The following is a 25,337-nucleotide window of genomic DNA, read 5'->3' on the forward strand; positions in this document are numbered from 1 at the left end:
TATCATAATTGTTATGGAATTTTATCAAAATGATTGTATGAAATTCCCATTCAAAGGGTGGAATTAATGAGTCTTAAGGAAAGTTTGGAACCAATTTTTAATAGATTACCCGCGGTTGCAAGTCCTGAGGGGCATGTACATTTCAAGAACAAGTTGATGTGGACGCTTGGTATTCTTGTCCTCTACTTTGCGCTTGCAAACGTGCCTCTATTTGGACTGTCAGCAGATTCGATAGATCTGTTTGAATCTTATCGAGCCTTCTTTGCAGGAGCATCAGGATCATTGATACTTCTTGGTATCGGTCCCATTGTTACTGCTTCTATCGTCCTCCAACTATTGGTTGGCGCTGATGTGATCAAACTTGACATGTCCAATCCTGCGGACCAGGCATTTTTCCAGGGTGCGCAGAAGTTCATGGTATTTGTAATGATTGTTCTTGAGGCTCTGCCACAGATAGCAGGAGGCTTTATTCAACCTGATCTGGGGTTAGCCGCGACTCTTGGGGTTGGCGCCGGTATCATTACATTGATCATATTCATTCAGATATGCATTGGTGGCGTACTTGTTCTTTTCATGGACGAGGTCGTTTCCAAATGGGGTATTGGTTCGGGTGTAGGTTTGTTCATCGTAGCTGGTGTTTCCCAGCAGATCGTGACAGGTCTTTTCAACTGGACTGCAGATTCCGCTGGAATGCCTACGGGTTTCTTCCCAAAATGGGTCCATATCATAACTGATGTGGTGCCAAATGTAGGCGTAGGCTACTTCTTATCGGGTGAAGGTATCATGTTCACGCTGATAAATGGTGGTATCCTTGCTCTTGTGAGTACTGTTGTTATCTTCCTGCTTGTAGTATATGTAGAAAGTACTCGTATCGAGATCCCACTGGCACACAGCTCAGTGAGGGGTGCAAGAGGAAAGTTCCCTGTTAAACTCATATATGCTTCAGTTCTGCCAATGATCCTTGTAAGGGCACTGCAGGCAAATATACAGATGATAGGACTTCTCCTGAGTAGCAGAGGTATTACCTTCCTCGGGGAATTTTCGGGCTCAAACCCGATCAATGGTATTATGTATTACCTTGCTCCTATCCACAGTCCTTATGACTGGATACCTTCCCTTGTCAGGCAGTCATTCAGCAGTTATGGTGCACCGGTACCTGCAATCTGGCAGATTGGTCTCCACGTATTTACTGATGCTCTGTTCCTGATCGGTGGAGGTATTATATTTGCTCTGTTCTGGATCGAGACTACTGGCATGGGTGCTAAACCAACTGCGCAGAAGATATTCAATTCAGGCATGCAGATTCCTGGTTTTAGAAGGAACATAGGAAGTATTGAGAAGGTCATGATCAGGTACATTCCAAAGGTGACGGTTATCGGAGGAGCATTTATAGGTCTTTTGACCCTTATTGCGAGTCTGCTTGGTACCCTTGGTGGTGCAGGTGGTACTGGTCTGTTGCTTACTGTGAGTATCGTATACCGTCTCTATGAGGATATAGCATCCGAGCAAATGATGGAAATGCACCCTATGATGCGTTCCTTCTTTGGACAGTAATGGAGCGGTGTGATTATGAACATAGTATTATTTGGTCCGCCGGGTGCAGGAAAAGGCACCCAGGCAAAAGAACTGTCAAAACAGTATGATATTCCACACATATCAACAGGTGATATACTTCGTGCAAATGTTCGCGATGGTACTGAACTTGGTATGAAGGCAAAGGAATACATGGACAAAGGTGAACTTGTTCCTGATGAGGTCCTTATTGGCCTTATTAAGAACAGGATAAACGAGTCTGATTGTGAAGTGGGCTATCTTCTGGATGGCTATCCCCGAACCATTCCTCAGGCTGATGCACTCGCATCAATACTTGGGGAAATCAACAAGCCACTCGATGCTGTACTAAACATCGATGTATCAGATGATGAGCTTGTGGCAAGGCTTGGTGGACGTCGCACGTGCTCATGTGGTGAGAGTTATCACATGAAGTTCAATCCTCCTGAAAAGGAAGATGTCTGTAATGCATGTGGCTCTGAACTCTATCAGAGGGATGATGACAAAGAAAACGTTATCAGGCAGAGACTCACAACCTACAATGAAAAAACAAAGCCTTTGATCAATTACTATGAAAATCTTGGGATACTCGTGAACATTGATGGTACAGGTACTGTTGATGGGGTATTTGCAGATATCTGTAAAGTAATGGATCAATATAAATAAACAATTTATTTTAGATGTCAGGTGACGATTTCTATGGTAAGTGATGAATTTAAGAAAAAAACGAATCAATTCCTGCTGGCCTTTGGTATATCATTGATGCTGGGAATCATGATACTGGGCCAGGATTTCAGGGATTCACTGGGCCGATCGGTCGGTTATATTATGGACCCGTTAGTATCGCTTCTGGGTGCTGGTAATTTCCATATAGTATTGTTCATCATGGCATCTATAACCGCTCTTTATGCATCTTTGATCCAGAAATATACCATTGACTGGGATATGATGCGTAATACCCAGGAAAAGATGAAGGTATTCCAGAAGGACTTCAGGGAAGCTCAGCTTTCCAATAACACTGCGCTCGTTAAGAAAATGGAAGAGGAACGCAACAAGATGATGGGCGACCAGATGGAGATGTCAAAACAGCAATTCAAGCCAATGGCATACATAAGTATCATCTCTCTGCCTCTTTTCATGTGGGCATACTATTACATTAGAGGCCATGCAGCTGCATCCTTCGTTTTCCCTTTCTGGGGGACGCAGATATTGACTGATACTGTTCTTGGACCCTTCCAGTACTGGATATTCTGGTATTTCATTTCTTCACTGGCAGTGAGTCAGCTGGTAAGAAAAGCACTTGGTGTTGGTGGAGTATAAGTGTTACTGACTATAAGTGGTCTTCCGGGCAGCGGTACAACCACCGTTTCCCGTATTATTTCTGAAAGGTATGGCCTTGAAATGATCTCTGCCGGGGAGGTTTTCCGTTCTCTTGCCAAGGAGTATGAAATGGACCTTGCAGAATTTGGTGCCCTTGCAGAGTCTGATGATTCCATTGATCTGAAGATAGATGAGCGCCAGAAAGAAATTGCCAATACAAGGGATAATATAATTCTTGAAGGCAGACTTGCAGGTCACATGGCCAAAAAGGCTTTGAAGATCTGGGTCAAGGCTCCTGTGGATGAGAGGGTACGAAGGATAGTTGGGCGCGAGTCTGGTTCATTTGATGATAGACTCGAAGAGACTGTGGGACGTGAAGCCTCTGAAGCCACTCGGTATAGTACTATATATGACATTGATATATCTGATCTTTCTGTATATGACCTGGTAATAGATTCTCTAAAATGGGACCAGTTCCAGATAGCAGATATTATCTCCTGTGCAATAGATAATTATTCTGATAATTAGATTTTTGAAGTAGGTTTTGCATGAAATATGATGATAGACTGCCATCGGAATATCCACGTGAGCTTGTTCACAAAGCGAGTGGAGTAACTGACCCTGCTTATGGGTGTATTCCTGCCGATCGCCCCATTAGGGTGTACATTGAAATGGGTGTTCTCAATCTTGATAAGCCCGTGGGTCCCACAAGCCATGAGGTCACAGCCTGGGTCAAGGATATCCTTGAGCTGAACAGGGCTGGTCATTCTGGTTCCCTCGATCCTATAGTGACTGGCGTGCTTCCGATTATGTTAGGCAGGGCGACCAAGGTAGTTTCAGCCCTGCGTTTGTCTGGTAAGGAATACATCTGCATGATGCGCATCCATGAATCCATTCCTGAGAAAAAGGTCAGGCGTGTCTGCAAGGATTTCACAGGTCCGATCTTCCAGATACCACCGATAATCTCTGCGGTTAAGCGTGCTTTGCGTGTGAGGACTATATACTACCTGGAAGTTCTCGACGTAAAGGATAAGTTCGTACTCATGAAGGTTGGCTGTGAGGCCGGTACGTATATTCGCAAGTTATGTCATGATATTGGGCTGGTATTGGGCTGCGGCGCCAATATGCAGCAGCTTCGCAGGACCAAGACTGGTCCTTTCAGGGAGGATTCTCTCGTGACCTTACACGAATTGAAGGATGCCTATGTTTTCTGGAAAGAGGACGGGGATGAATCATACCTTCGAAAGTGCATAAGGCCAATGGAGGAAGGTCTGAGCCATCTGCCTAAGATCATTGTTCGCGATAGTGCCGTAGATGCGGTATGTAATGGTGCGGCATTTGCTGTGCCGGGAATACTCAGTCTTGATAAAAATATCAAAAAGGATGACACCATTTGCCTGTTTACTTTAAAAGGGGAGGCTGTTGCCATGTGCAAATCCATGATGGATTCGGAAGAAATGCTTAATTCTGAGCATGGAATTGCAGCTGTGACCGAAAGAGTAATAATGGATAGTGGTACTTATCCGAAATGCTGGCATAGTAAGTCAGCATAATTCCGCGTGCCGAGGTAGTCTAGCGGTAGGGCGCAAGCCTGGAAAGCTTGTGGGGCATCCGCCCCTCGGGAGTTCGAATCCCCCCTTCGGCGCCATTCTTTTTATTATTGTTATTAACTAATTGCCTTACTATTTTTAAACGAGTTATTTCTCATATCATGGTTTCCTGCAATCATGCACAATTTTCAATACATTAAAGTAGTCGCGTAGGTTTCTGACTTCTAAGAAAATGAGATTAAACAGTATCCAATTCCTGATAAGTTCTTCTTTTATGCTTTCCTATGTCTTTATTCCTATTTTTGCGGAATCATTGGGTGCTTCATATCTGGAAGTCGGATTTATAGTTGCATGTTATGGTGCTGCCTCTTTGTTATCTTCCTTCATATTCGGAAAGGTGGCAGATATTCATCGTTTGCGCCCAATTGTTCTAGTGGGTATGTTGTTTGCAGCACTGGTATTTTACCTGCAGACGTTTGCATACGATGCACTTTCACTTGCTCTGTTGCGAGGGTTAGCAGGCTTTAGCGTGGGTATTTATCCTGCTGCACTTACTATTTATGTTCATTATCAGGGAAGGAGTGTCGGCAAATTCATTTCATTTGGTTCGCTTGGGTGGATGTTGGGATTTCTGCTAGCGGGAGTTATCGGTGATATCAAATATCTGTTCATGCTTTCTTCGTTATTTTTTTGCATAGCATTCTTTGCAGCTTTCGGACTTAAGGATATTGAGAAACCATCTGTTAAGGTCAGTTACTTTTCACTTGATACGTTACGGAAGAACTTTGCAACCTATATGTCCATTTTTGTCAGGCATACTGGTGCAGTGGCAGTCTGGACCATACTACCGCTGTATCTTGTCCGCCTGGGTGCATCCAGTTTCTGGATTGGTGTGATATACGCTATAAATCCTTTCGTACAATTCATCATAATGCAAAGGCTCGATGACTTCAAAAACGAGTGGCTTGTAAGATGGGGCTTTATCATGTCTGCCTTGGCTTTTACAAGTTATTATCTGGCTCCCAGTTTTGTTTTCATCATTCCGGGTATGGTCCTTGTGGCCCTTGGGTGGTCCTTCCTCTTTGTGGGCGCTACTCGCCTTTTGATAGAGCGTAATTTGGAGAAGGCAACTGCCACTGGCATACTTAATTCGACCATATCTGCCGGAAGTATCCTAGGTGCTGGCATGGGTGGGTTTTTACTCCATTCATATGGGTTTCGGGAAACCATGTTCTTCGCAATAATATGTATGGTATTAGGGGCTGCTATTTTCAGAATGATGGATCGTTTTGTTGCAAATGTTTAATTGATGTGCTGTAAATTTGCAGTAATTTATGAATTTCATTGTTCTGCAGCTTCTTTATTATTTACAAGTTTTTCCAGTATAATTTTCGCACAGTTAACAGCGTTACACATATATACAATAGAGTCAGTTTATTTTTTGCCTAAATACAAACCAACCTGGCGAACGTGGTTTACCAAATGATTCCTTCCATATGAAAACCACATAGTGCAGTTCAGGATACCTTTTACGCCCTTCTAACCATCCTGGACTGCAACCCATTCTTTCCATGCATTTTTCAGATATTTCCGAAAATCAGGAAAAGAGCTTTAAGCAATTAACTGCTAGTTTTGGCTCTCTATGTTTGTGCTATTTTGATGAATAACGTTAAATACGAAAAATAGTATATACACGCGAGTTGTGTTCTATATTTTTAGAATTCACACCCCGAAACCGGGGGGGCTTCGAAGTCTGATATATTCGAGGCTACCAGGATGCTAAAAGCATTCTTAAGGAGGAAATTAAATGGCAGATGAAGAAATAAGACACCTCGTCCGTATCATGAATACTGACCTGCAGGGTAGTCAGCCAGTTATGTATGCGCTGACAGGTATTCGTGGTGTAGGATTAAGGACTGCAAGAATTATCATAGACAACACTGGGATCGATCCAAAAGCAGTTATTGGTTATCTTCCAGATGAAGATGTTTCAAAACTCGATACAGCTATTACTGAATTTGAAACAAACGTACCTACATGGATGCTTAACAGACAGATGGATCCCATCACTGGAGATGACAAGCATTTGCTTGGCCAGGATATCATCATGACCTTCAGAGAGGATATTAACAACCTTAAGAAGGTAAGGGCTTACCGTGGTCTCAGGCATGAGAGAGGCCTTAAGTGCAGAGGTCAGAGAACCAAATCCACCGGAAGGCGTGGTTCCACCATTGGTGTGAGCAAGAAAAAGTAATTGAGGTGACATTATGGGATATCCAGGCAAAAAAAGAAAGAGTTATGACACTCCTAAACATCCTTGGCAGGCTGCCAGGATGGCAAGTGAACTTGAACTCGTTAAAAAGTATGGTCTTCGTAACAAGAAGGAACTCTGGAAGGCACACAGCATTCTGAGAAGATACAGGTCAGATGCACGCAGACTTCTGGCAGAATCTGCAGAGTCCGAACCTACCGGCCACCTTAAGACCGAAACCGACCAGATCCTTGCAAGACTTATTCGCTATTCACTTCTTGGCTCTGACGCAAACATTGATGATGTTCTCGGACTGCAGACCGATGCAATTCTGGAGCGCAGGTTGCAGACACAGGTCCACAGACTTGGCCTGGCACGCACTCCTAAGCAGGCAAGGCAGTTCATTACACACGGCCACATTGCAATCAACGGCAAGAAGGCAACTGTACCAAGTATGCTGATCTCCAAGAAGGAAGAAATGCTTATTGAATACTATGGCCAATCACCACTTACAACTGAGTCCCATCCGGAAAGGCCAGCACAGGTGGCAGCAGCTGTTGTTGCAGAGGAATAAAGGAGGAATAAGATATGGCAACAAGTGGAATTTGGGGCGTAGCGCACATCAAGTGCTCATTCAATAACACTATTATCACAATAACTGATATCACCGGAGCAGAGACAATTGCAAAGTCCTCTGGTGGAATGGTCGTAAAGGCCGCACGTGATGAAAGCTCACCATATACTGCTATGCAGATGGCAAGCCAGCTTGCAGATATACTCAAAGACAAGGGAATCGAAGGCGTCCACATCAAGGTGCGTGCACCTGGTGGAAACAAGCAGAGAAGCCCAGGTCCTGGAGCACAGGCAGCTATCAGGTCATTTGCCAGAGCAGGTATCAGGATTGGAAGAATACAGGATGTTACACCTGTTCCTCACGATGGAACTCGTCCAAAAGGCGGAAGAAGGGTATAATCTATTAATGGATATGAACTCATGACAATGGAAGTAGACATACTGGAGCTATCAGAGAGATCTGCAAAGTTCGTGTTGTCGAACACAAGTGCAGCTTTTGCAAACGGTATTAGGAGGGCAGCGCTCTCCGACGTACCTACTCTTGCAATCGAATATGTAAATCTTTACAACAACACATCTGTTCTCTTTGATGAACAGCTTGGATTGAGACTTTCTCTCATACCTTTAACAACAGACATTGAAGAGTTCGTACCTGTAGATGAATGTAGCTGTGATGGCGCAGGATGCCCTGCGTGTATGGTTGCCCTCACATTGAGTGCTGAGGGTCCAAAGATGGTCTACTCGGGCGATTTCGTATCGTCCGATGAAAAGATTCAACCTGCTGATAAGAATATTCCTATCATTGATCTTAAGGAAGGTCAGAAGGTTGTGCTCGAAGCCATCGCTCATATGGGCTACGGCCATGATCATGCAAGATGGCAGGCAGGCGTTGCCTGTGGCTACAAGAATATGCCAATGGTTGCATTCAACGACTGTGATGAATGTGCCAAATGTGTATCTGAATGCCCGCAGAATATAATTAAAATCGGACCACAGGGCGCAGAAATTACAGGTGACGATATCTTAAAGTGTATTCTCTGTAAACTCTGTGTGGCAGCATGTGAAATTGATGCTATCAAGGTCTCCGAAAATGAGAATTCATTCATTTTCACCATGGAGTCCGATGGTTCATACACTGTTGAAGAGTTAATTATAAATGCAGGGAAGAATATTAAAGACAAAGCTGTCCGAATGGTGGAAATCCTGGATTCCCTCTGATTCGGAAAAGGAGATTTTTAATCTCCTGATTATTTATTTGCATATCCCGTGCGGGGGTTGCCCAGCCAGGCCAAAGGCGCTAGGTTGAGGGCCTAGTCTCGTAGGAGTTCGTGTGTTCGAATCACACCTCCCGCACCAAATACTTCTTAAAAACTAATTTGAATCAATTTCAGTTTACCTTCAGCTACCTTATTCGCAAATCATGTGCGGGGGTTGCCCAGCCAGGCCAAAGGCGCTAGGTTGAGGGCCTAGTCTCGTAGGAGTTCGTGTGTTCGAATCACACCTCCCGCACCAAATACTTCTTAAAAACTAATTTGAATCAATTTCAGTTTACCTTCAGCTACCTTATTCGCAAATCATGTGCGGGGGTTGCCCAGCCAGGCCAAAGGCGCTAGGTTGAGGGCCTAGTCTCGTAGGAGTTCGTGAGTTCGAATCTCACCTCCCGCACCAAATACTATTTTTCAATTTTCTCTGCTACTATTGTGAAGAGCAGCATTCATACTTCAGAAATACTCATGGACCTTATCACATGACTGGCATGCATATATCAAGAATATGATGCTTTTCCGTGTGTTCTTCGGGTGAGTTCAGATATATCTCATAACTTGCCCGGGACATATCAATTTCAAGTTTACTCTGAATCAGCCACTCAACGACTTTTTCCCATGCTGGGGCCTCTTCCGCTCCTGTGAGTTCTGCACGCATTACTACGTACTTTCCTCCTGGAAGTTTTTTCTTTTTGACATCTCCTTCAATTTCAACGTCATCTTCAATGGTCATGCACACATCCAGCTTGAGTTCTTCCGTGGGAGTAACTTCCGGATCATCATAGTAGGCAGACATCAAAAGAGTATTTGGTCCTATCAATTGTTTTGGACCTGCCCAGCTAAAAAGTTTGCCGAATAAGTTTTCAAAGACCTTGACATTTCCCATATAGTTGCCGACAAATGAAACATATGCTACGTTCCTTTCTTCCAGTTCTGTTATCTCTGGTTCCTTTATAATTTCCAAACCCATCACCTATCTTTAGTATCAAACGGTTTTCTGTAATGCGTACTATAAAAACTAATAATAAGTTGAGTGACACTAATAACTCTTTTTGGCAGTGTGGCAGGAAAAAGTCAGGTATCTGTGATTAATTAAAATGAGGGTTTTTCCACAGAGTCCAAAAAACTCATCCTCACTTGTAATCGATCTCGTTTTTAGCGAATTCTTGCAAAAGTGAAGACTATTTTCTTCCTGTTACTCTGTATGGTCGGAAGTAGGATAAATGATATGGGGCTTGCCTCAAGCTTTAGAATGATGCCTTGCTTCCTCAATCTCTGCCTTTCCAAGCACCTTCAGGAAGTGTGCGGCACGGAGTGTGGCATGCTGTTGCTTTTCTTCTGTGCGGGTCTGGTATGTGCGTATGGAGCGCAGGAGGTCTATCTTGCGGAACTCTGGCCAGAAGGGGGCGCAGAAATAGGATGCACATTCGTTGCCGTTTGCCTGCCAGGGTAGGAAATTTGAGACTCGTTCGTCTCCTCCTGTGCGTATGATGAGGTCTACGTCGGGGATTGCGTTCTTGCCTGTGGGGTAAAGGTGGTCTGATATGGTATTCTCGCTTATGTCTTCGATATCCATATCTCCGCTCTTCACCTTTGTGGCAATCTCCTGGACCGCCTGTACAATCTCCTGCCTGCCTCCGTAGGCTATGGCAACGTTGAGATTGAACTTATCATATCTTGAGGTGGCGAATTCTACGTTCCTGACGGATTCCTGTAATTGTTCGGGGAGCTTGTCAATATCACCGATGGCATGGACTCGCATCTTTCTTTCATGGGTCCTTTCATCTTCCACGATCTCATCGAACTTCACACGTATCAGATCAAAGAGTTTGTCCTTCTCGTCATCGCTGCGGTTGAAGTTCTCTGTAGAAAAGGCGTAGATGGTCAGGTGCTCAATTCCAAGCTCGCATGCCCATTCCATGACCTTCTCGGTGATGTTCGCTCCTATCTTATGTCCGAAGGAACTCATCTGGCCAAATCGTCGGGCGTACCTGCGGTTACCATCCATGATTATAGCAATATGCCTGGGGATCCGGGAGCTTTTAACCTCCTGTGTCAGCAGACGCTCATATCCTCTGTATATTATTGGTGGTATATGCTTTAGAATGTAAAACACCACTCAGTCTTTGAAATTAAGGTAGAAATGGGCAAATGCATCCGCTCCTCTCGGAGGCAAACATTTTGCCGCAGTAGGATATATCTGTAATATATGTTTAGTAATTATCCAGGACAGTTCCTACAATATCCCTGTAATCTTCCTTCAGCAGGTAAATATTGTGATCTCCTGTAACGTCAATGCTAAGGATTCCAAGCCTTGTGTTCATAAGACCAACCATGGCAGAAACTCCTCTGTAGCTTACATCAAAATCAGTTTTGTGAAGATGTTCGTACACGTCACCTGTAGTGAACTTTTCACCATTCAAGAATAATCTTAACACTACTTTACGTATACCTGTATCATCGCGACTGAGATATTTAATGAGTCTCTCTCTTACTCGCTCTTCAATCGTTTCCAGTACAAACACCTCTTTTTCTAATATGTTCATTCTCTTATTAAAATATTATAGTTATATTGTAGTTGTTAAGTTACAAAACCTGCGACCGCTAAGAGAATCGTTCTACTTATAGCATGCTAACATATATAATTTGGCTTTTAAGCAGGTATCTTTTCAACTATCAGTCCGTCTTCAAAGGGATATCTTTCCAGAATGAACATCTCTTTTGCGTAATCTCGGATCACATCTGCCATTTCTTCCAGTACCCACCAGGCAGTTTCCAGTGAAATCCCGCTTACTTCTATCATTTCCTCTCCGATCTCGTGTTCCATGATATAATTAGCTATGTCCTTCACAGCCTGTGTATCTTCGCAGAGTATCTGGGCGTAGACAATGGTACCTTCATCTGTTATCTCGTCAAATTCTCTTGCGGTATTTTCTGCAATACGTATCAGGCGTTCTCTAAGTTGTACTGCATCCTTGTAGGTGGATGAACAGAAATGCACTCTGGTATTTGCTCCATCAATTTTCCTGATAATATCTGCAGATCCTTCAACAGCATTTGATATCTCGGTCTCGAGCCTGAAGCCAAGTTCTTTCATCCTTTCCGCATTAGAATCTGAGAATTCCAGTTCATTCAAGTTGATGAAGCAGTCCATCTTCCTTGCAAAATCAGCAACCTTCTCGGCACCTTCAACAGAAGGGATCTCTATGCCAGTTAGCATATTGGTTGCTTGTGCTGCCTTTATTGCAGCGACATATCCGCTTTTTTCCAGTTCATCCCAGTTATTGGCAGGTGGGTGGAATCGTATCTCATCCAGTCCGGCAGATGCAAGACTGGCAATGGTTTCCGCGTCTGCTGCCATGGATGTATAAAGATGTATGTGGTGTTTTGCTCCGAATTCAGACTTAAGCAACCTGATGTAATGAAGCACCTTATCAAGCCTCAAAAGTGGCTCTCCTCCGGTGATCCCCGTGCCAAGCGCATTCATCTGCCGGACTTCTTCCAGTACCTCATCATCGGAATTTACAACTCTTTCATTCGCATAAGTTACGTCCTCTCGTCTCTCCTCTGAGACTGGGCAGTAAAAACAATCCTTGGGGCACAAGCCGGTTATGAAAAGCACCATCTTTGCACCCTGCTGGCAGAGTTTACAGCCATCGGACAAAAAAGTATAAAAAGAGCCTTCTTCTCCTTGAGTTAGTTTACTCATCAGGGCATCCAAGCTCTTATTCATATATAAGGCTACTTAAGCCATAGCCTTGAAGTTCAACAGTTTAATGTAGCATTCTTCCAATATCCTGTCCAATGGAAGATGAAGAAGGCTACATAGTTGTCATTGCTTGCAAGAAATGCGGTCGCTGTGATTATGTCTGTCCTCAGAAAGCTCTCTACAAGTTAGATGGCTTTACAAAGGTAGATTATAGCATGTGTAATCGGTGTATGGAATGTGTCAAGATCTGTCCCAATAAGGCACTTGTTTATATGGAATAGGGATGACCTGATCAGTCATCCATCTTGCCAATGGAAAATGCCTTTCCCAGCAACTTACCAATCCCGTGGTAATTCCTGTTCTCAGGTGCGAACAGTACTGGCTTAACCTTCTCTATGTCCGGTACATCCTTTTCGTTGAGCACCGATTCACTGGCTTTGATATCGATTATCTCTCCAATGAATTGTGTGTGTAATCCGATCTCGAAACTGTGCACGACTTTACATTCAAGCACCAGTGGGAATTCCTCGATATAAGGGGCGTAAACGAGTTCGCTTTTGACAGGTGTAAGTCCTGTCTTCTCGAACTTGTCCACATTTTCGCCACTAACCATTCCAAAATAGTCTGTTTCCTTAACGTGTTCTTCCGAAGGGATGTTTACTGTGAATGCCTCTTTTTCCATGATATTGGTGTAACTGTAAGTGGCTTTTCTGAGTGATATGCTGACACATGGCGGGTCTGAGCAGGAAATTCCGCCCCATGCCACGGTAGCTGCATTTGGATTGCCGAACATATCATAAGTACCAATGACCCATGCGGGGGTCGGGAATGCAAGTGGTTTTGCGCCTATGGACTTCTTCATGAAATTCACTCTCATTTCTTTACAAAACGTTACTGCATATTGAATCTTGCGGAACAATGGACTGGTAAAATCATATCAGCCCCCGGAACATTATCCTTGATGCAACGGTCGATATGGTGAACATGATGACTGATAATGGAAGCATTTGCCCCACATCATACATCAACTGGGGCTTATCGCCTCCGTACTCAATGGTGCCTGAAAAACGTATGAGGATAATCGTTATCAGAATAATGTATATGCCTATGGCAGGACTGCGAGACTCGCTTACATGCTTATTATTACTTTCAGGGCGCTTGGCAAACTGTGGAATATAAAATAAACATAGGTGTTGTCAATGGGGATATATGACTACGATAGATATCTGGAAAAGGCAGAAACCAGAATTCGAGAAGCTGGATATGGTCAAAGCAGTAAAGATACAATTTTCGAGTACGAAAGCCAATTATTTTTAGATGGCCTTTCAAAACCACGTATCATCAAGTACCTGAGCCACTGTCATATGTTTGCAACGTGGTTGGATACTGATATACCAACTGCCACTGAGGCAGATATCAAAAGAGTGATATCGCAAATCGAACGCTCTGATCGTAGCATATGGACAAAGACCGATTACAAAAGTATAGTCCGGAGGCTATACACGTGGCTTGGGAAGCCTGAGCTCGTCAGCTGGATATCAATCAAAGTGAAGAAGAGCCAGACAAAGATACCTGAAGAGTTGTTGACAGAGGGGGAGATCACTCGGATGATCGAGGCAGCTATCACCCCCAGGGACAGAGCAATAGTTGCTGTCCTGTATGATTCGGGGTGTAGGATATCCGAGATGGGAAACATAAAAATTAAACATATTGTACCAGATCAGTACGGTGCTGTAATCACAGTAAACGGGAAAACAGGTATGCGTAGAGTGAGGTTGATTGCAAGTGTGCCTTATCTCTCATCCTGGCTGGATATCCACCCACATCGTGACAATCCGGACATGCACCTCTGGGTTGGTAACAGCAGCAACAATGCCGGAAACCAGCTCCAATATCATGCATTTAGATACACTATTGTGAAGTTGGCAAAGAAGGCAGGCATCCAGAAGCGAGTACACAATCACTTATTCAGGCACTCTAGAAGCACGGAACTGGCACAGCATCTCACCCAGGCACAGATGGAAGAACACCTGGGATGGGTACATGGATCCAACATGCCATCGGTCTATATCCACATGTCTGGAAAGCAGGTGGACAATGCACTGCTAAAAATGTATGGTCTTACCAAGGAAGAAGATACAGAACCTGCACTAACTCCAATCAAGTGTCCAAGATGCAAGACGATGAATGGACCAACTTCAAAGTACTGTTCTTCCTGTAGAATGGCATTGACTACAGAAGCAGCTCATGAGGTTGAGGATGATGAACAACATGTGATGGGTATTTTGAAGGATTATATTAAGAAGCATCCGGAGAAGTTTGGTGAATTACTTTGACAAGTAACTAAAAATAGTCATCAAATTTAAATATAAGTATATTGTAGTATGTCTGACACGTGCTAACAAGTGTCATGAAAGCGAAGGAGTGGGTTACCGCATTATGCTAGGGACTTTTCAGCATAATGCATCGCTAAGGGAACTACCACATATGAACCGGAATCGGGGCTTTATCCAGTTCACATGTGGTAGTTTCATCAATTCTGTATATGGGATACAGCTGATTTTTGATTGTTAACAGCGCGAAACTATTAATAGTATAATGTGAATATGTAGTGCCAGAGGCATGTGAGCTTTTTTGTAAGCGTATATACGCTAACCCCACTCCCACACTAACCCCACTCCCCAACTCGCATGCCTATTACAACTTTCTTTTTTGTATTCTGTAATCTGAAATTGAATTATGTTAATTTTGACTGTATTATATATATTAATATAAAAAAAATAATTTTAAATACGAAACTAACATACTGATTATTGCGGGTCGGGGAGTGGCTCATCAGATCAGATATCCGAAAAGATATCAAATTTAGGAGAGGAGGCATCTATAAAGGGTGGTAGTAAAGATGTCTCTTTTCTAAGCTGTTTTTTGTTCTCTGTCTTCTAATGATGTTAGGCATTGTTTTAGTTGCTGGACTTGCAGTATTAGATGATTATATCATCACAACCTTTAATTTTCCCACGAAGTGTCTGGAGAAGTTTGGGGAACTGCTTTGATTGTAAAAATGTTATGTTTCCAAGAACCCATAATAAAGGAAGTGAAATATGGGGCTCTGTAGAAATCCTCTATGGTAGTAACGATTAAACGATTTTTTGTAGCCATTGCCACATTATGTATTTTTCACTTTCATAAGATGTAATGATTATTAGAAACACAGTTTAGAAACATGGTTTCAAAAAATACATGTTACATTGTAATTGTTTTCTTACATAATGTGAAAAGGAGGGAAATTGAATGAAAAGAAATAAAACTATGCAAAGAACTGCAGCACAAGTTCTTGCTACAACAATCGTGATTATGGCAGTTGGACTTTTCTTCATAGTTAGTATACTACCTGCATCTGCAGATGTAATGACAATACAGCCAGAGCAAGGTATCGAATTCGAGCAAGTGGATTTCTTGCCACCCGCTCCACCTGTTGAAAATTCAGATTGGGGGAGGGTTAGCATAGACCCTGAAATTCTAGCCGAAGCAACCGGCATAACCAGTGGCTATTTGAACATCTTTTCCGACGCGGGATGGGTTGTACAGAATCTACCTATAAACGTGGATGATGAAACTAGTCCAGTCGTATCGTACTTCAGCCTTGGCCTGGAAGTACCAACAGATGTGAATCTACTTAGTGCCCACATCGAATTCACACCAGATCCACAGATCACTTTCGGCGACGGTGAACGGGGCGTTTTTCCAGTAGGGACTGCCCTATGGAACGCCGCAGGTATTGGTTCAATAGAGGCGCCGCAAATCACCTCAGCATCACCGGACATGCCATCTGCTCCGGGGGGCAATCTGGTATTAGGCAACAATCCGAATACATGGCATACGCAGCCAAATGCTGTTAATGTCGAAGCAGCCATAAACCAGTGCTTCCCAATGGCAGTCGCTAATAGTTTACAGTATCTTGAAAACCGGTTTGAAATTAACATTCCAAATGATCATCAATTGGGTTTGAAAGGGGACAACACATTAGTCGGACAATTAGATACGGAAGTAGATCGCTTCGCTCCGGCCCGTAATAACGGTGGAGGTGTGTGGTTCACACCAATGCTTGAAGGTAAGTTTGCATACTTGGCCAAGAATGGTCTGGAAGACGATCTCGTTCATAAACATCAGGGACGGGGCTGGGGTACTCCACCCAATCAAGCACTACCGGATGGTGATTTTGAAAGCAGTGGAATTATCTCAAAGGATGAAGGAGATAAGGTGACCTTCGAGTTTATCTGCGACCAGATTAAGACAGGAGAAGATATCGAATTAGTATGGCAATGGGGAGACGATGGTGGTCACGCTGTTCGCGTCTTCGAATGCGGAACAATTGGCGGCAAAAACTGGGTAGGCTACCTACATGATAGAGTTCAGAGTAATGATACTGCTGGCCTTGAGACGGTTCGTGAGATTGTCGATGATTTCGATGGTGATGGTACTCTCGATATAGGGTCAGAAGACCGCCCAATTCGATTTGTGATGTCCGAATCACAAATAGAAACTCCTGTCCCAACGCTTACACCATTTGGAATTGTAATACTTTCTTGTCTGCTAGGAATATTAGGAATAATTGCAATAAGGAAGAATTAAAAGAATTAAAAACGAACATTTTTCTTTTTTTTGGCTATATCCTTGCTCATCTACATCATCACAAACCGCAAATCCCATCCCCCGACATCCCGAATGACCTTATCATTCTGAGGCTCAATCAAGCACACCCTACGATCAGTACCGATTGCAACATTCAAAGCATGATACTCGCCATCTGGTTTGTAAGCCCACACTATCCCAAATGCAAGGTCTGAATCCCACCTGGTGACATCTCCCATGAGGATGAATGAAAAATCATCACAATCGTGGACTGTTTTTCTGTATACTCTGGCACTTGAGAGATTCCTCCGGAGGAACTTCCTGAGCTGCTTAACATCAACCAGTTTGTAATTGGAGTCAGATATCTTTGTTTCAGGAATACCCTTGAGCAGTTTGTTGATGTCAGTCTTATAGATTCTGGCAGTTGATCTCTGCTTGGGTACTGGCAGGAGATGCTTGAGCAGTTCCTGAATCATCAGTCTCTCCTCACAAATCCCATATAATCGAGATACACATCATTTGAATTACTTGTGTTCTTGATGACTGAGATATCCATCCTATCACCCACATCACTGCCGTCTATTGTGAAATCAAGAACGACTATTTTGTATATGGGGTTGAAGTAATCATCTGCTTCAGCCGTGAATGTTGCACTTGCAATGTCGGCCCCATCTGTATAGTTCCGGACAAGCAGTTTGATATCATCTGTAACCTGAAACTGGTCTTTTACCCTGGCATACAATGTGTAGTTCCCCTCTGGTAATTGCCATGCACTATGTGCAATTCTCTGCTTGACGGAGCTACCTGTGTTGTACAGTCTCATACACCGTCCACCAGTTGCATCTGCATCGTCAATTGGGGTGGAACTTGATGCACTATAATAGTCTGTACCCTTCCAGTGTGTTCCCTCGGACGAACCATCACACACTACATCCAGTGTTAGTGGTGTATAGGTCCCGACTGCCTTACTGAAATTATATGATCTTATCTTTGCCAGGGTGGCGAGGTTCTCAGCACCGAGCATGATGTAGACTTGTTCACCAATGAGATAATCCAATTGTCTCCGGAGAGTGTTTTCATTTTCGGTGGATATCTTGCCATTCAACATCAATGCTCTTTGTCCAGGGGACCGCGTGAAAGATTTTGGTTTACCATCGACCGCACTTGTGTATTCGACCACATCTGCATTGCGTGGGTTCCCGATACTTTGTAGAGTATCGATGAATATTTCAGTCTCGGTATCTGCGTGATAGATGATATTAGGATAGATTGTTGCCATGTTCACACCACCAGCGGAAGAGTAACAGAAAGTTCATCAGTATTTTTTGAATGATACAACCGCATCCATGCAAGTATGTTACCAGTGTACCCGCCTGAATATCCGGTGAGCTGAATATTGAACATCAAGCGTTCCCCGGTGTAGAGTTCTTCCTGTATTGAGAACCAATACATTGCAGCAATTGTGATTGTTTCCCCACCGTTTGCCGTTTCGTCCCCAGACCATACAGTCTGCTGATCACATAGCTCCCTTGAATTGCCATCGGAATCTATTGCGAACATCTGTATGTCTATGGATGACAGTTCTGCTTTACTCACCTCGACATCACCATACCCATAAATAGACACCTTGAACGTTCCCGAAATGGTTCCATCCAGTGCAGAAACTATGTCAAATGGATATGGTAGAATATAGTCTTGATCAATGCACACTACATGAGATGATGAGCTGCCCATTCCATAAATTTGTGTATATGTGGATACGCTCACACTATCCGGCACAGCTTCCCCAGACAGATGTAACATCTTACCATATGTTATACCACCCCACGTGAATTTGGAGTCAGGCATGTTTTGTGCATATAGTTTTTGATATGACCGGAATCCCATCACAACCACCTCGGTGTGACTTTGATTATGTCATTCACTGCAGTTGCTTTTCTAACAGCTGTCACTTCATCTGAACTAACACCAGAACTACTTCCAGATGGAGAACTTATCTGGATACTCTGAACCGCTTGGATTACCCCATCCATTTTAGATGCAAGTGAGTTGAAGCCGTTTCTGTTGATGTCGACCAGGGATACCATGGGTGTATCTGTTTTTGTGGGTGTTTTGGCGGCTTGGGTGACGCTTTGGATGGTTGGTATTTCGGGAGCAGATATATCAACTGACATGAGTTCATCCAAGTTCTTGGTACCGGTTGTTTCCATTCTTGAGCGGACGTAATCGGATTTGCCTGCCCAGTCTGGTATTGAACTTGACACATTTTTTAGTTGATTGACTGCATCAACTTGCTCTTCAATGCCTTTCTTACCGGCTTCTATCAGTTGATTGCGGTGTTCTAGCTTCTGCGATATCTGGTCTTCGTTGAAGCCGAGCTGCTTGTATATGTCAGTCATTTGTTCGTTTGACATGCCGCTCAAATCCAGAATGCCACCTTCTGAGAGCGTTCCACTCGTTCCCATCTGCTCAGGCAGTGTTCCTTCCGCAACAAATGTTCCATATAAATCCGTAAATGTCTGCGTGAGTATAGCGACTCCCTTCGCTGCATCTGCTGCAAGAGATGCTACATCTCCCAGGAACATGGTTATGTTATCATATCCTCCAGATGTTCCCCACTCGTTGAACTCTATGATGGTATCGGTGAGATCGTCCATTGCATCGTCTCCAGCTTCTGCCATAACATCTGCAATGTTGCCCTTCAGTGCACGCATCTGATTAGCATATGAGTCTGCTGTCCTTGCTGCATCTCCCTGTGCATCTGTGGTGGAACCCATGATGATGTTCAGCCTTGCCTGAACTTTCTCCATCTCACTGGCCTTCTGCACACCTCCAGCAATGCCCATGTTTAGAAGTTCCTGATCAAGAGTGGCTTGGGTTATGATGACACCATATCTCCTCATGGTCTCATGGTTTCCCACAAGTGCAGACTGCAGTGACGCTATGGCATCAGTATCAAGTTCATTGTTGAATGATGCCAGATCCACCGATAGTTGAACCAGCTGTTCAGATAGTTCGGATGCTTCATCACGGTCAAACCCCAATGGTACAAATGTGTCCTGGAATGTGGACAAGTACTGCAGTGTTTCCAGTGTGGATCTCCCCACTGTATTAGAGAATGTTTCTGCCCATGCTTCTGCACCGGTTGCAGTGTCCTTAAAAACGGCTTCGAACTTGTTGCGGATTTCTTCAGCATCCCCGGCTGCAGTTATGGCCTTGTACCCCATTGCAGCAAGGGCAGCAGCAGCCGCAACTGCATAAATCTTCACGGCATTCAACGCAGCTGTCATCTTCTGACCAGATGATTGCATCCTGTTGCCAGTGCTCTCGGCTTCTGCACCCATTTTCTTAATAGATGCTTTCGCTTCGTTGAGTTCTCGCTGTGCTTGTTCGATATCTGCAGATATTTTGATTACGAGTTTTTCGATTGTTTCTCCTGTCACCTACTCACCACCTGCCTTTTCAAATTGCTCTTCACTAAACACCCATGAGCAACGCTCTCCACCTCACTCTCAGCATGGAATATCCACAAATTCCCAGCATCAATAGTTCCATCAGAAATTGAAAAATTCAAATCGGAACATACATATAGTCCTTCCCCCAAAATTAAATAATTGTCCAATGATGCGCTCTGATCAGAGGGTACATGCGAGGTGCAGGACACATCAGTGGTTGTAAGTATGTGGGGTACACGACCACGTTCAACAGTGACTTCCGTGCCGTTAGATGTCTTGCACTTCACAACATCTTGATTAATCTCAATCACAGTGATCCTGTCGTGCGTGCCACCCGAGAAATCATCAATTATTGTGTAGTTTGAACCACTCCAATAGTAGATGGATATTGTATTCTCTGACAGGATCACTTGATACATTCCGTTTTTGATAGTACAATTCCCACTGAAGACATGATGAGTTGAGAATATCCCCATGGTACCATCAAAACACTGTACATCATCAGCTGCTTCTACGGTTGCTTGATCATAGATACCTGTAATCGACCAATCATTTGCACGGGTAACTGGATTCGAGCTATATTCAACCTTATACTGTGCTTCATCAAACCACAATCCTGCAACTGATACTGGCCAGAGTTCACCCACATCATCATCTACATCTACACCAGTTACAGATACCCACCCGGAACGACCCTTGACATTCTGAACATGATTGTATCCCACTCGCCGTTGAGCCAGAGCTTCAACATCTTCCTTGTACTGTTGCAGGGTCCTTGAACCACCATACTTCTGCAGGAGATGGCCGGAGAGCTCTACTATAGGAAGCTCTGCCACAAACTCAGCTGGTACATAGCCACGGTGACCAAGGCCACCTATGGCTTCTATGGCCCTCTTAACGTCCCCGGGTTTGAACGTTTTTATGGCCGGTAGGTGAATGTTTCCAACATACATTACTGTCCACCTCTCCTACTCATGAAGATTGACCACTGCAGGACCTTCTCATATGCCATCATATCCAGTTGTTCTTGTGACAGGTGCATGTTCTCACACAGGATGAAATCATTCAGTTCGGTCAGCTCACATTGTTTTCCATCGTAGGCGTAATCGACCCGAGAGTGGAACCACCATGCTGGTCGGGTGAGCTCGTACAGTCTGGATTCATCTGTTCTGGAGCAGGTGTCTTCGAGTTGGTATCTGAAGACGATTCTCCGAAAAAATCACCAACACCACCGGTTGCCTTTTTGCATACCTCAATAAGTTCCTGGAACTCTTTGGTTGTGAACTTATCTTCCAACTGCAGGATATCATCATAGGTGAGTGTAGTTGCCAGCATGATGTTCTGATAATCATCTGCAGTTTCAAGGAAGTCCTGGAACTCGATGAGCAACTCCAGATTATCACTCATACTCTTCTGGATGGCATCTGCAATGCTCATGCTCTGGTCCAGCTGTGTGAGTGGAAGGTTCTTTACATACCACTGGTTTTTGAGTTTCTGTACTCTCTTTACTGATCCGTGGCGAGGTTCTGCGTATATTTTGATTCCCATGTATTCCATCTACTCACCTCATGCAATTGCAAGTCTGGTTGCTTCACCATCGGAGGTCAGTGACATGCCAACCTTAGCAGCTGGTCCAGCCTTTACAGATGGAGCATTGGCCCACTTGATCGCACTGAATGTCAGTGTCTTTGAATCAAGTGTGAAAGCAAGTGTATGGTCACTTGAGCTGAGAAGATCATCGTGTGCTCCCATTGCCATCATGGTCATGCTGATGTCCAGTTGAATACTTCGCGAGAGGAATGCATAATCACCGATCTTACTCGGTGCTGTTTCCGATAGGTCAGTAACAGGTTCAATATCGTTCTCGATGGAGAACTTGACCGATTCTATGAGTATATCGGATACACTTGGAGCAGAGCCGTCATAGAGAACACTTGAAAGATCGCTCATGGTGTATGCGGTTGCAGAAGGAGCGGTTGCATGTGATCCTGTGCCAATGTAGTCAGTGCTTGACCAGTCAGATCTATCCTGGCAGATGTAAGTGAGAGTTAGTGTGCCTGATGTCTTCATATCTGGAATCTCGAATACAGCACTCTTCAGTATGCTTCCTTTCAGCACACAGTAATCGTCTCCTGATTTAATGCCAATACTGATGTAATGTGGAACTACCCCCGGTGCATATGTGGAGGTGGTTGCAGCCAGCAGTGCGTAAGGAAGCCATGTCAAAGCTGATACCTTTGCGGTTATCGTGACCTGGTGTGTTTCCCCGGTCTTGACAGTTTTTCCACAACTAAGTGGATCTGAATCCGTTGCACCTTTCAGAATCTTGTAACTGTCAAATTCGGCACCCGACTGAATATCAACATCGATCAATTCCCCAGGGAATGCGTTCATAGTTGGATTGGTGGGAGTTGTTCCCATGACGGATTCATCTACAAACTCAGCCCACTTTACTGTTCGGCCATCAATTACTGCCATTATATCTCACCTCTGATGTACACCTTGAGTTTTTCTTGTTTGGTTACAAGCTCATCAATCTCTGCCTGCCTGGCATCTTTCAGCACTGCAACTTCTTTGTGGGACAATCCTTCAGGGATATCCACAATTGCAGTTTGTTTCTCGTCAATCTCATCTGATATTGCAGCAGCAGCCGTTGCAAGTATCTGCTGTGCCTGTGCATTGTCATTGATGAGTGTACGGAGTTCGTCATTCTCGGCACTTAGTCCTTTATTGAGTGCCTTGAGTTCGATGATCTTGGCTTCTGCTATCTGCAGCTGGGATGTCAGGACCTCAACTTCAGTGGGTCCAGTGTCCCCTTGTGTGTCTGGTATTTCAATTGTCGTCGGCATAGATGTGTCTCCTTATGAGTGGTACAAAGTAACTGAGATTACGTAATCGAATTCTTCATCTACATATCCAAGATTGCCAATGCTCTTGATGTCAGAATCAGGATTGAAAATACGAACATCTGAGGTTAGTGGAGTTGTCCAGGACTCGATTTCAGCGCAAATATCAGCTGCAAACTGTTCCGCTATGGTTGCACCGTTGAAGCCGTCCTGGTTTTCGGTGAGGATATGAAGAGTCAGAGTGCATTCGTAGTAGAGTACCCCGTCAGAAACGTCCCGGATATCCGAGGCCAGACCATCATTGGAAATGTTGAACGTGATAGTAGGATGAGAAGTTACTTCCTGATTGAACCAGATCTTTGATGCATTGATGGTGGTTGTATCCAACGTAACGGATGCAGGAAGCTCTGTGAAAATAGCCTTCTTTTGAGTGTTGCTGATTGCTCTTGCCATGGGTGGGTGCTCCACTTGCGATTAGAATGCAGGTTCTCTGCAAGTGGAGTTCTGGTGGCGTGGTATATAAAGGAAAGTTGAAACTTATTTTTTCATTATCTTCTTAATCTGCTTCTTATTCTCATTGAAAGCAGACCTCATAAACGATCTCTCCGGAATATTCGCCCTCGGAGCTCCAAACTCATGATGTTTAGCAATCGGAGCACGAGAACCGAATACACCGACCTCAACGGAATCCTTATTCACTAAGTGATCAATTTGTCCCATAAGCTCTTCTTTATCAATCAGCGGTGTGGAACTCTTCTTCCTTGCAATTGTTTTTGGCTTCAATACCGGCTGCAATCCAAAGGTAATCTTCTCAACCATCTTTCCTTCCAGGAACACACCAACCGTTTCAAGTTTGGTAGGAATCTTCCTGTCAAGATCCTTTCCAAGTTTGTCCAGGGACTTCAGCACCCCGGTATCATCCACATCAACATCTAACACCTTGCAACTCCTCCATATGCTTGTTTTGACATTCTTTGGAACAATACGGCAGAACAACCTGTCCGTATTTGAGATAGTAAACTGAGAAGAACTTACGTTTTTGAGTCCGTGTCATTTGGATAAAGTTGTCACAGTCTGGATTATGGCAATTTATTGATACAATCTCGGTCATGTTTTGCAATCTCGTTGATGTAGGAGTCAGAATGGCTTTCGATACTGGAGAATATCATTATTGGGATATCATCCTCGGTCTGCCGCGGAGACATGCATGAAACATTGTTGGAGTACACTAAAAGAGAAAGGCGCTGCTGTTCACATAATGAGCGATTTTCACACTCTGACGTGCACACTCTTAATTCATTATCTCGTCGGCAAACGAATGACATTATCAATATCAGTATAAGACACTCAATAATATATTATTATTGGTCACTTGTAAAAAGCTCAAAAATAGCCCATGCGTATAGGTATCCCATACTAATGATTCCTAAATAATTCCATTTAGCAATCACTGAAATAATGAGCAATAGCATTACAAATGGTACAGATTTATCTAACGTTTTTTGAATGTCCGTTTTTAGATCCCCCTAATAATAAGAATATTTGCAATTAATCAATATATCAGTTTTGGCCTTAGAAATGCTAAGCATGCGCCTTTTTCACTTCTATAAACTTATGGAGGAGTGAAAACTCTATATATGTCATGTGCATTAATTGAGCACTAAAAAATAAGAGTTATTTATTATGGAAGATGAAGAAAAGGATTACATGAAGATTGTAAAAGAAATAATTGAAGAAAAAGAGGCAGAAGAGCTAGAAAACAAAGACCAGAGCAAGGCTAATCTGTAAACTTCTTTTAACTGAGTCATTTCCTCACCAGCAAAAATGTGGATCTGGATACATTCACATACTGCTTCATCAAACTGGATTCAGATAGCTTGGAGTTGACTATCCACTCAGTCTCACTGGAATCTTCCTCAGTGATCTTTATTCTGTCACCAACGACTACACCTGCAGATGATTCACAGCTTAGTTTCCGGGCACCTTTCTCAAGGACAGCTGCATCCAGATATTGACGTTCCTTCAGACTAATATCGGTGATATGTGCACTAATTGAAGTTTCAATGGTGCTTTCCGGAACCCACTCTCCTGTAGATTGGTTGGTGTATCCTTCAGTGACATCTACCTTTGTGATGGTTCTTGGATAGTCAAAGAGATCAAAGCTCATGTTGCCTCCTGTGGTCTG

Annotated in this window: 30 protein-coding genes and 4 tRNA genes; 17 read left to right on the forward strand and 17 right to left on the reverse strand. The window is 43.7% G+C overall.

The features are described 5' to 3' along the window. Nucleotides 1-66: 66 nt before the first annotated feature. The 14 genes from secY to V7O66_RS13685 all read left to right on the forward strand — a co-directional run bounded on the left by secY (nucleotide 67) and on the right by V7O66_RS13685 (nucleotide 8,913). Nucleotides 67-1,554, forward strand: a complete 1,488-nt coding sequence (gene secY, locus V7O66_RS13620; protein ID WP_406660856.1) for a preprotein translocase subunit SecY — start codon at nucleotides 67-69, stop codon at nucleotides 1,552-1,554. Between the two features lie 15 nt (nucleotides 1,555-1,569). Further along, a complete protein-coding gene (locus V7O66_RS13625) occupies nucleotides 1,570-2,217 on the forward strand; it encodes an adenylate kinase (protein WP_406660857.1) in 648 nt (215 codons plus the stop codon). A 33-nt stretch (nucleotides 2,218-2,250) separates the two neighbouring features. Continuing rightward, a complete protein-coding gene (locus V7O66_RS13630) occupies nucleotides 2,251-2,871 on the forward strand; it encodes a DUF106 domain-containing protein (RefSeq protein ID WP_406660858.1) in 621 nt (206 codons plus the stop codon). Then, the gene (cmk, locus tag V7O66_RS13635; protein ID WP_406660859.1) at nucleotides 2,872-3,399 is read left to right on the forward strand and encodes a (d)CMP kinase; all 528 of its coding nucleotides are present in this window, start codon (nucleotides 2,872-2,874) and stop codon (nucleotides 3,397-3,399) included. 20 nt (nucleotides 3,400-3,419) lie between these two features. After that, nucleotides 3,420-4,424, forward strand: coding sequence for an RNA-guided pseudouridylation complex pseudouridine synthase subunit Cbf5 (locus V7O66_RS13640; RefSeq protein WP_406660860.1), 1,005 nt, complete (start codon nucleotides 3,420-3,422; stop codon nucleotides 4,422-4,424). 8 nt (nucleotides 4,425-4,432) lie between these two features. Next, a tRNA-Ser gene (locus V7O66_RS13645) sits at nucleotides 4,433-4,519 on the forward strand. Between the two features lie 134 nt (nucleotides 4,520-4,653). After that, a complete protein-coding gene (locus V7O66_RS13650) occupies nucleotides 4,654-5,727 on the forward strand; it encodes an MFS transporter (protein WP_406660861.1) in 1,074 nt (357 codons plus the stop codon). 501 nt (nucleotides 5,728-6,228) lie between these two features. Next, nucleotides 6,229-6,675 (forward strand): 30S ribosomal protein S13, encoded by a 447-nt coding sequence (locus V7O66_RS13655; protein ID WP_406660862.1) that lies wholly within the window; start codon nucleotides 6,229-6,231, stop codon nucleotides 6,673-6,675. A gap of 13 nt (nucleotides 6,676-6,688) precedes the next feature. After that, nucleotides 6,689-7,246 (forward strand): 30S ribosomal protein S4, encoded by a 558-nt coding sequence (locus tag V7O66_RS13660; RefSeq protein WP_406660863.1) that lies wholly within the window; start codon nucleotides 6,689-6,691, stop codon nucleotides 7,244-7,246. A 14-nt stretch (nucleotides 7,247-7,260) separates the two neighbouring features. Then, the gene (locus V7O66_RS13665; protein ID WP_406660864.1) at nucleotides 7,261-7,644 is read left to right on the forward strand and encodes a 30S ribosomal protein S11; all 384 of its coding nucleotides are present in this window, start codon (nucleotides 7,261-7,263) and stop codon (nucleotides 7,642-7,644) included. 21 nt (nucleotides 7,645-7,665) lie between these two features. After that, the gene (locus tag V7O66_RS13670) at nucleotides 7,666-8,463 is read left to right on the forward strand and encodes a DNA-directed RNA polymerase subunit D (protein WP_406660865.1); all 798 of its coding nucleotides are present in this window, start codon (nucleotides 7,666-7,668) and stop codon (nucleotides 8,461-8,463) included. Nucleotides 8,464-8,513: 50 nt separating this feature from the next. After that, a tRNA-Leu gene (locus tag V7O66_RS13675) sits at nucleotides 8,514-8,601 on the forward strand. A gap of 68 nt (nucleotides 8,602-8,669) precedes the next feature. Further along, nucleotides 8,670-8,757: transfer RNA gene (locus tag V7O66_RS13680), tRNA-Leu, on the forward strand. 68 nt (nucleotides 8,758-8,825) lie between these two features. Then, a tRNA-Leu gene (locus V7O66_RS13685) sits at nucleotides 8,826-8,913 on the forward strand. A gap of 75 nt (nucleotides 8,914-8,988) precedes the next feature. Here the strand turns inward: V7O66_RS13685 and V7O66_RS13690 are convergent. The 4 genes from V7O66_RS13690 to V7O66_RS13705 all read right to left on the reverse strand — a co-directional run bounded on the left by V7O66_RS13690 (nucleotide 8,989) and on the right by V7O66_RS13705 (nucleotide 12,219). Then, nucleotides 8,989-9,474 (reverse strand): GyrI-like domain-containing protein, encoded by a 486-nt coding sequence (locus V7O66_RS13690; RefSeq protein ID WP_406660866.1) that lies wholly within the window; start codon nucleotides 9,472-9,474, stop codon nucleotides 8,989-8,991. A gap of 276 nt (nucleotides 9,475-9,750) precedes the next feature. Then, nucleotides 9,751-10,626 carry a polyprenyl diphosphate synthase gene (gene uppS, locus V7O66_RS13695; RefSeq protein WP_406660867.1) on the reverse strand — a complete coding sequence of 292 codons (876 nt, stop codon included), beginning with the start codon at nucleotides 10,624-10,626 and terminating at the stop codon, nucleotides 9,751-9,753. Nucleotides 10,627-10,723: 97 nt separating this feature from the next. Further along, nucleotides 10,724-11,056, reverse strand: coding sequence for a DUF2551 domain-containing protein (locus tag V7O66_RS13700; protein WP_406660868.1), 333 nt, complete (start codon nucleotides 11,054-11,056; stop codon nucleotides 10,724-10,726). Nucleotides 11,057-11,163: 107 nt separating this feature from the next. Continuing rightward, the gene (locus V7O66_RS13705) at nucleotides 11,164-12,219 is read right to left on the reverse strand and encodes a radical SAM protein (protein WP_406660869.1); all 1,056 of its coding nucleotides are present in this window, start codon (nucleotides 12,217-12,219) and stop codon (nucleotides 11,164-11,166) included. Nucleotides 12,220-12,314: 95 nt separating this feature from the next. Between V7O66_RS13705 and V7O66_RS13710 the strand changes: the two genes are divergently transcribed. After that, nucleotides 12,315-12,500 (forward strand): 4Fe-4S binding protein, encoded by a 186-nt coding sequence (locus V7O66_RS13710; protein WP_406660870.1) that lies wholly within the window; start codon nucleotides 12,315-12,317, stop codon nucleotides 12,498-12,500. An 11-nt stretch (nucleotides 12,501-12,511) separates the two neighbouring features. Here V7O66_RS13710 and V7O66_RS13715 read toward each other — a convergent pair whose 3' ends face one another. Next, nucleotides 12,512-13,096 (reverse strand): flavin reductase family protein, encoded by a 585-nt coding sequence (locus V7O66_RS13715; RefSeq protein ID WP_406660871.1) that lies wholly within the window; start codon nucleotides 13,094-13,096, stop codon nucleotides 12,512-12,514. 322 nt (nucleotides 13,097-13,418) lie between these two features. Between V7O66_RS13715 and V7O66_RS13720 the strand changes: the two genes are divergently transcribed. Further along, nucleotides 13,419-14,555, forward strand: a complete 1,137-nt coding sequence (locus V7O66_RS13720) for a tyrosine-type recombinase/integrase (protein ID WP_406660872.1) — start codon at nucleotides 13,419-13,421, stop codon at nucleotides 14,553-14,555. A gap of 955 nt (nucleotides 14,556-15,510) precedes the next feature. Beyond that, on the forward strand, nucleotides 15,511-16,851 hold the full coding sequence (locus tag V7O66_RS13725) for a hypothetical protein (RefSeq protein ID WP_406660873.1): 1,341 nt from the start codon (nucleotides 15,511-15,513) through the stop codon (nucleotides 16,849-16,851). Between the two features lie 50 nt (nucleotides 16,852-16,901). Here V7O66_RS13725 and V7O66_RS13730 read toward each other — a convergent pair whose 3' ends face one another. From V7O66_RS13730 to V7O66_RS13785, 12 genes are all read right to left on the reverse strand, one after another. Further along, entirely contained in the window at nucleotides 16,902-17,327 is a 426-nt protein-coding gene (locus V7O66_RS13730; protein WP_406660874.1) for a lectin MOA-related protein, read from the reverse strand. Continuing rightward, nucleotides 17,327-18,130 carry a hypothetical protein gene (locus V7O66_RS13735; RefSeq protein WP_406660875.1) on the reverse strand — a complete coding sequence of 268 codons (804 nt, stop codon included), beginning with the start codon at nucleotides 18,128-18,130 and terminating at the stop codon, nucleotides 17,327-17,329. The genes V7O66_RS13730 and V7O66_RS13735 overlap by 1 nt, the downstream gene beginning before the upstream one ends. Before the next feature lie 2 nt (nucleotides 18,131-18,132). Then, the gene (locus V7O66_RS13740) at nucleotides 18,133-18,738 is read right to left on the reverse strand and encodes a hypothetical protein (RefSeq protein WP_406660876.1); all 606 of its coding nucleotides are present in this window, start codon (nucleotides 18,736-18,738) and stop codon (nucleotides 18,133-18,135) included. Continuing rightward, nucleotides 18,738-20,294, reverse strand: coding sequence for a hypothetical protein (locus V7O66_RS13745; protein ID WP_406660877.1), 1,557 nt, complete (start codon nucleotides 20,292-20,294; stop codon nucleotides 18,738-18,740). Before V7O66_RS13745 ends, V7O66_RS13740 begins: the two co-directional genes overlap by 1 nt. Beyond that, the gene (locus tag V7O66_RS13750) at nucleotides 20,291-21,259 is read right to left on the reverse strand and encodes a hypothetical protein (protein WP_406660878.1); all 969 of its coding nucleotides are present in this window, start codon (nucleotides 21,257-21,259) and stop codon (nucleotides 20,291-20,293) included. The genes V7O66_RS13745 and V7O66_RS13750 overlap by 4 nt, the downstream gene beginning before the upstream one ends. 121 nt (nucleotides 21,260-21,380) lie before the next feature. After that, a complete protein-coding gene (locus tag V7O66_RS13755) occupies nucleotides 21,381-21,863 on the reverse strand; it encodes a hypothetical protein (protein WP_406660879.1) in 483 nt (160 codons plus the stop codon). A gap of 9 nt (nucleotides 21,864-21,872) precedes the next feature. Further along, a complete protein-coding gene (locus V7O66_RS13760; RefSeq protein WP_406660880.1) occupies nucleotides 21,873-22,784 on the reverse strand; it encodes a hypothetical protein in 912 nt (303 codons plus the stop codon). Then, the gene (locus tag V7O66_RS13765) at nucleotides 22,784-23,155 is read right to left on the reverse strand and encodes a hypothetical protein (protein WP_406660881.1); all 372 of its coding nucleotides are present in this window, start codon (nucleotides 23,153-23,155) and stop codon (nucleotides 22,784-22,786) included. Before V7O66_RS13765 ends, V7O66_RS13760 begins: the two co-directional genes overlap by 1 nt. 12 nt (nucleotides 23,156-23,167) lie before the next feature. Continuing rightward, nucleotides 23,168-23,605: a hypothetical protein gene (locus tag V7O66_RS13770; protein ID WP_406660882.1), complete on the reverse strand. Its 438-nt coding sequence runs from the start codon at nucleotides 23,603-23,605 to the stop codon at nucleotides 23,168-23,170. An 84-nt stretch (nucleotides 23,606-23,689) separates the two neighbouring features. Further along, nucleotides 23,690-24,091: a hypothetical protein gene (locus V7O66_RS13775; protein WP_406660883.1), complete on the reverse strand. Its 402-nt coding sequence runs from the start codon at nucleotides 24,089-24,091 to the stop codon at nucleotides 23,690-23,692. 140 nt (nucleotides 24,092-24,231) lie between these two features. After that, nucleotides 24,232-24,357 (reverse strand): hypothetical protein, encoded by a 126-nt coding sequence (locus V7O66_RS13780; RefSeq protein WP_406660884.1) that lies wholly within the window; start codon nucleotides 24,355-24,357, stop codon nucleotides 24,232-24,234. 599 nt (nucleotides 24,358-24,956) lie between these two features. Then, nucleotides 24,957-25,319: a hypothetical protein gene (locus V7O66_RS13785; protein WP_406660885.1), complete on the reverse strand. Its 363-nt coding sequence runs from the start codon at nucleotides 25,317-25,319 to the stop codon at nucleotides 24,957-24,959. Nucleotides 25,320-25,337: the final 18 nt, after the last annotated feature.

This window comes from Methanolobus sp. ZRKC3 (genome assembly GCF_045291275.1).
Taxonomy (GTDB): Archaea; Halobacteriota; Methanosarcinia; order Methanosarcinales; family Methanosarcinaceae; genus Methanolobus.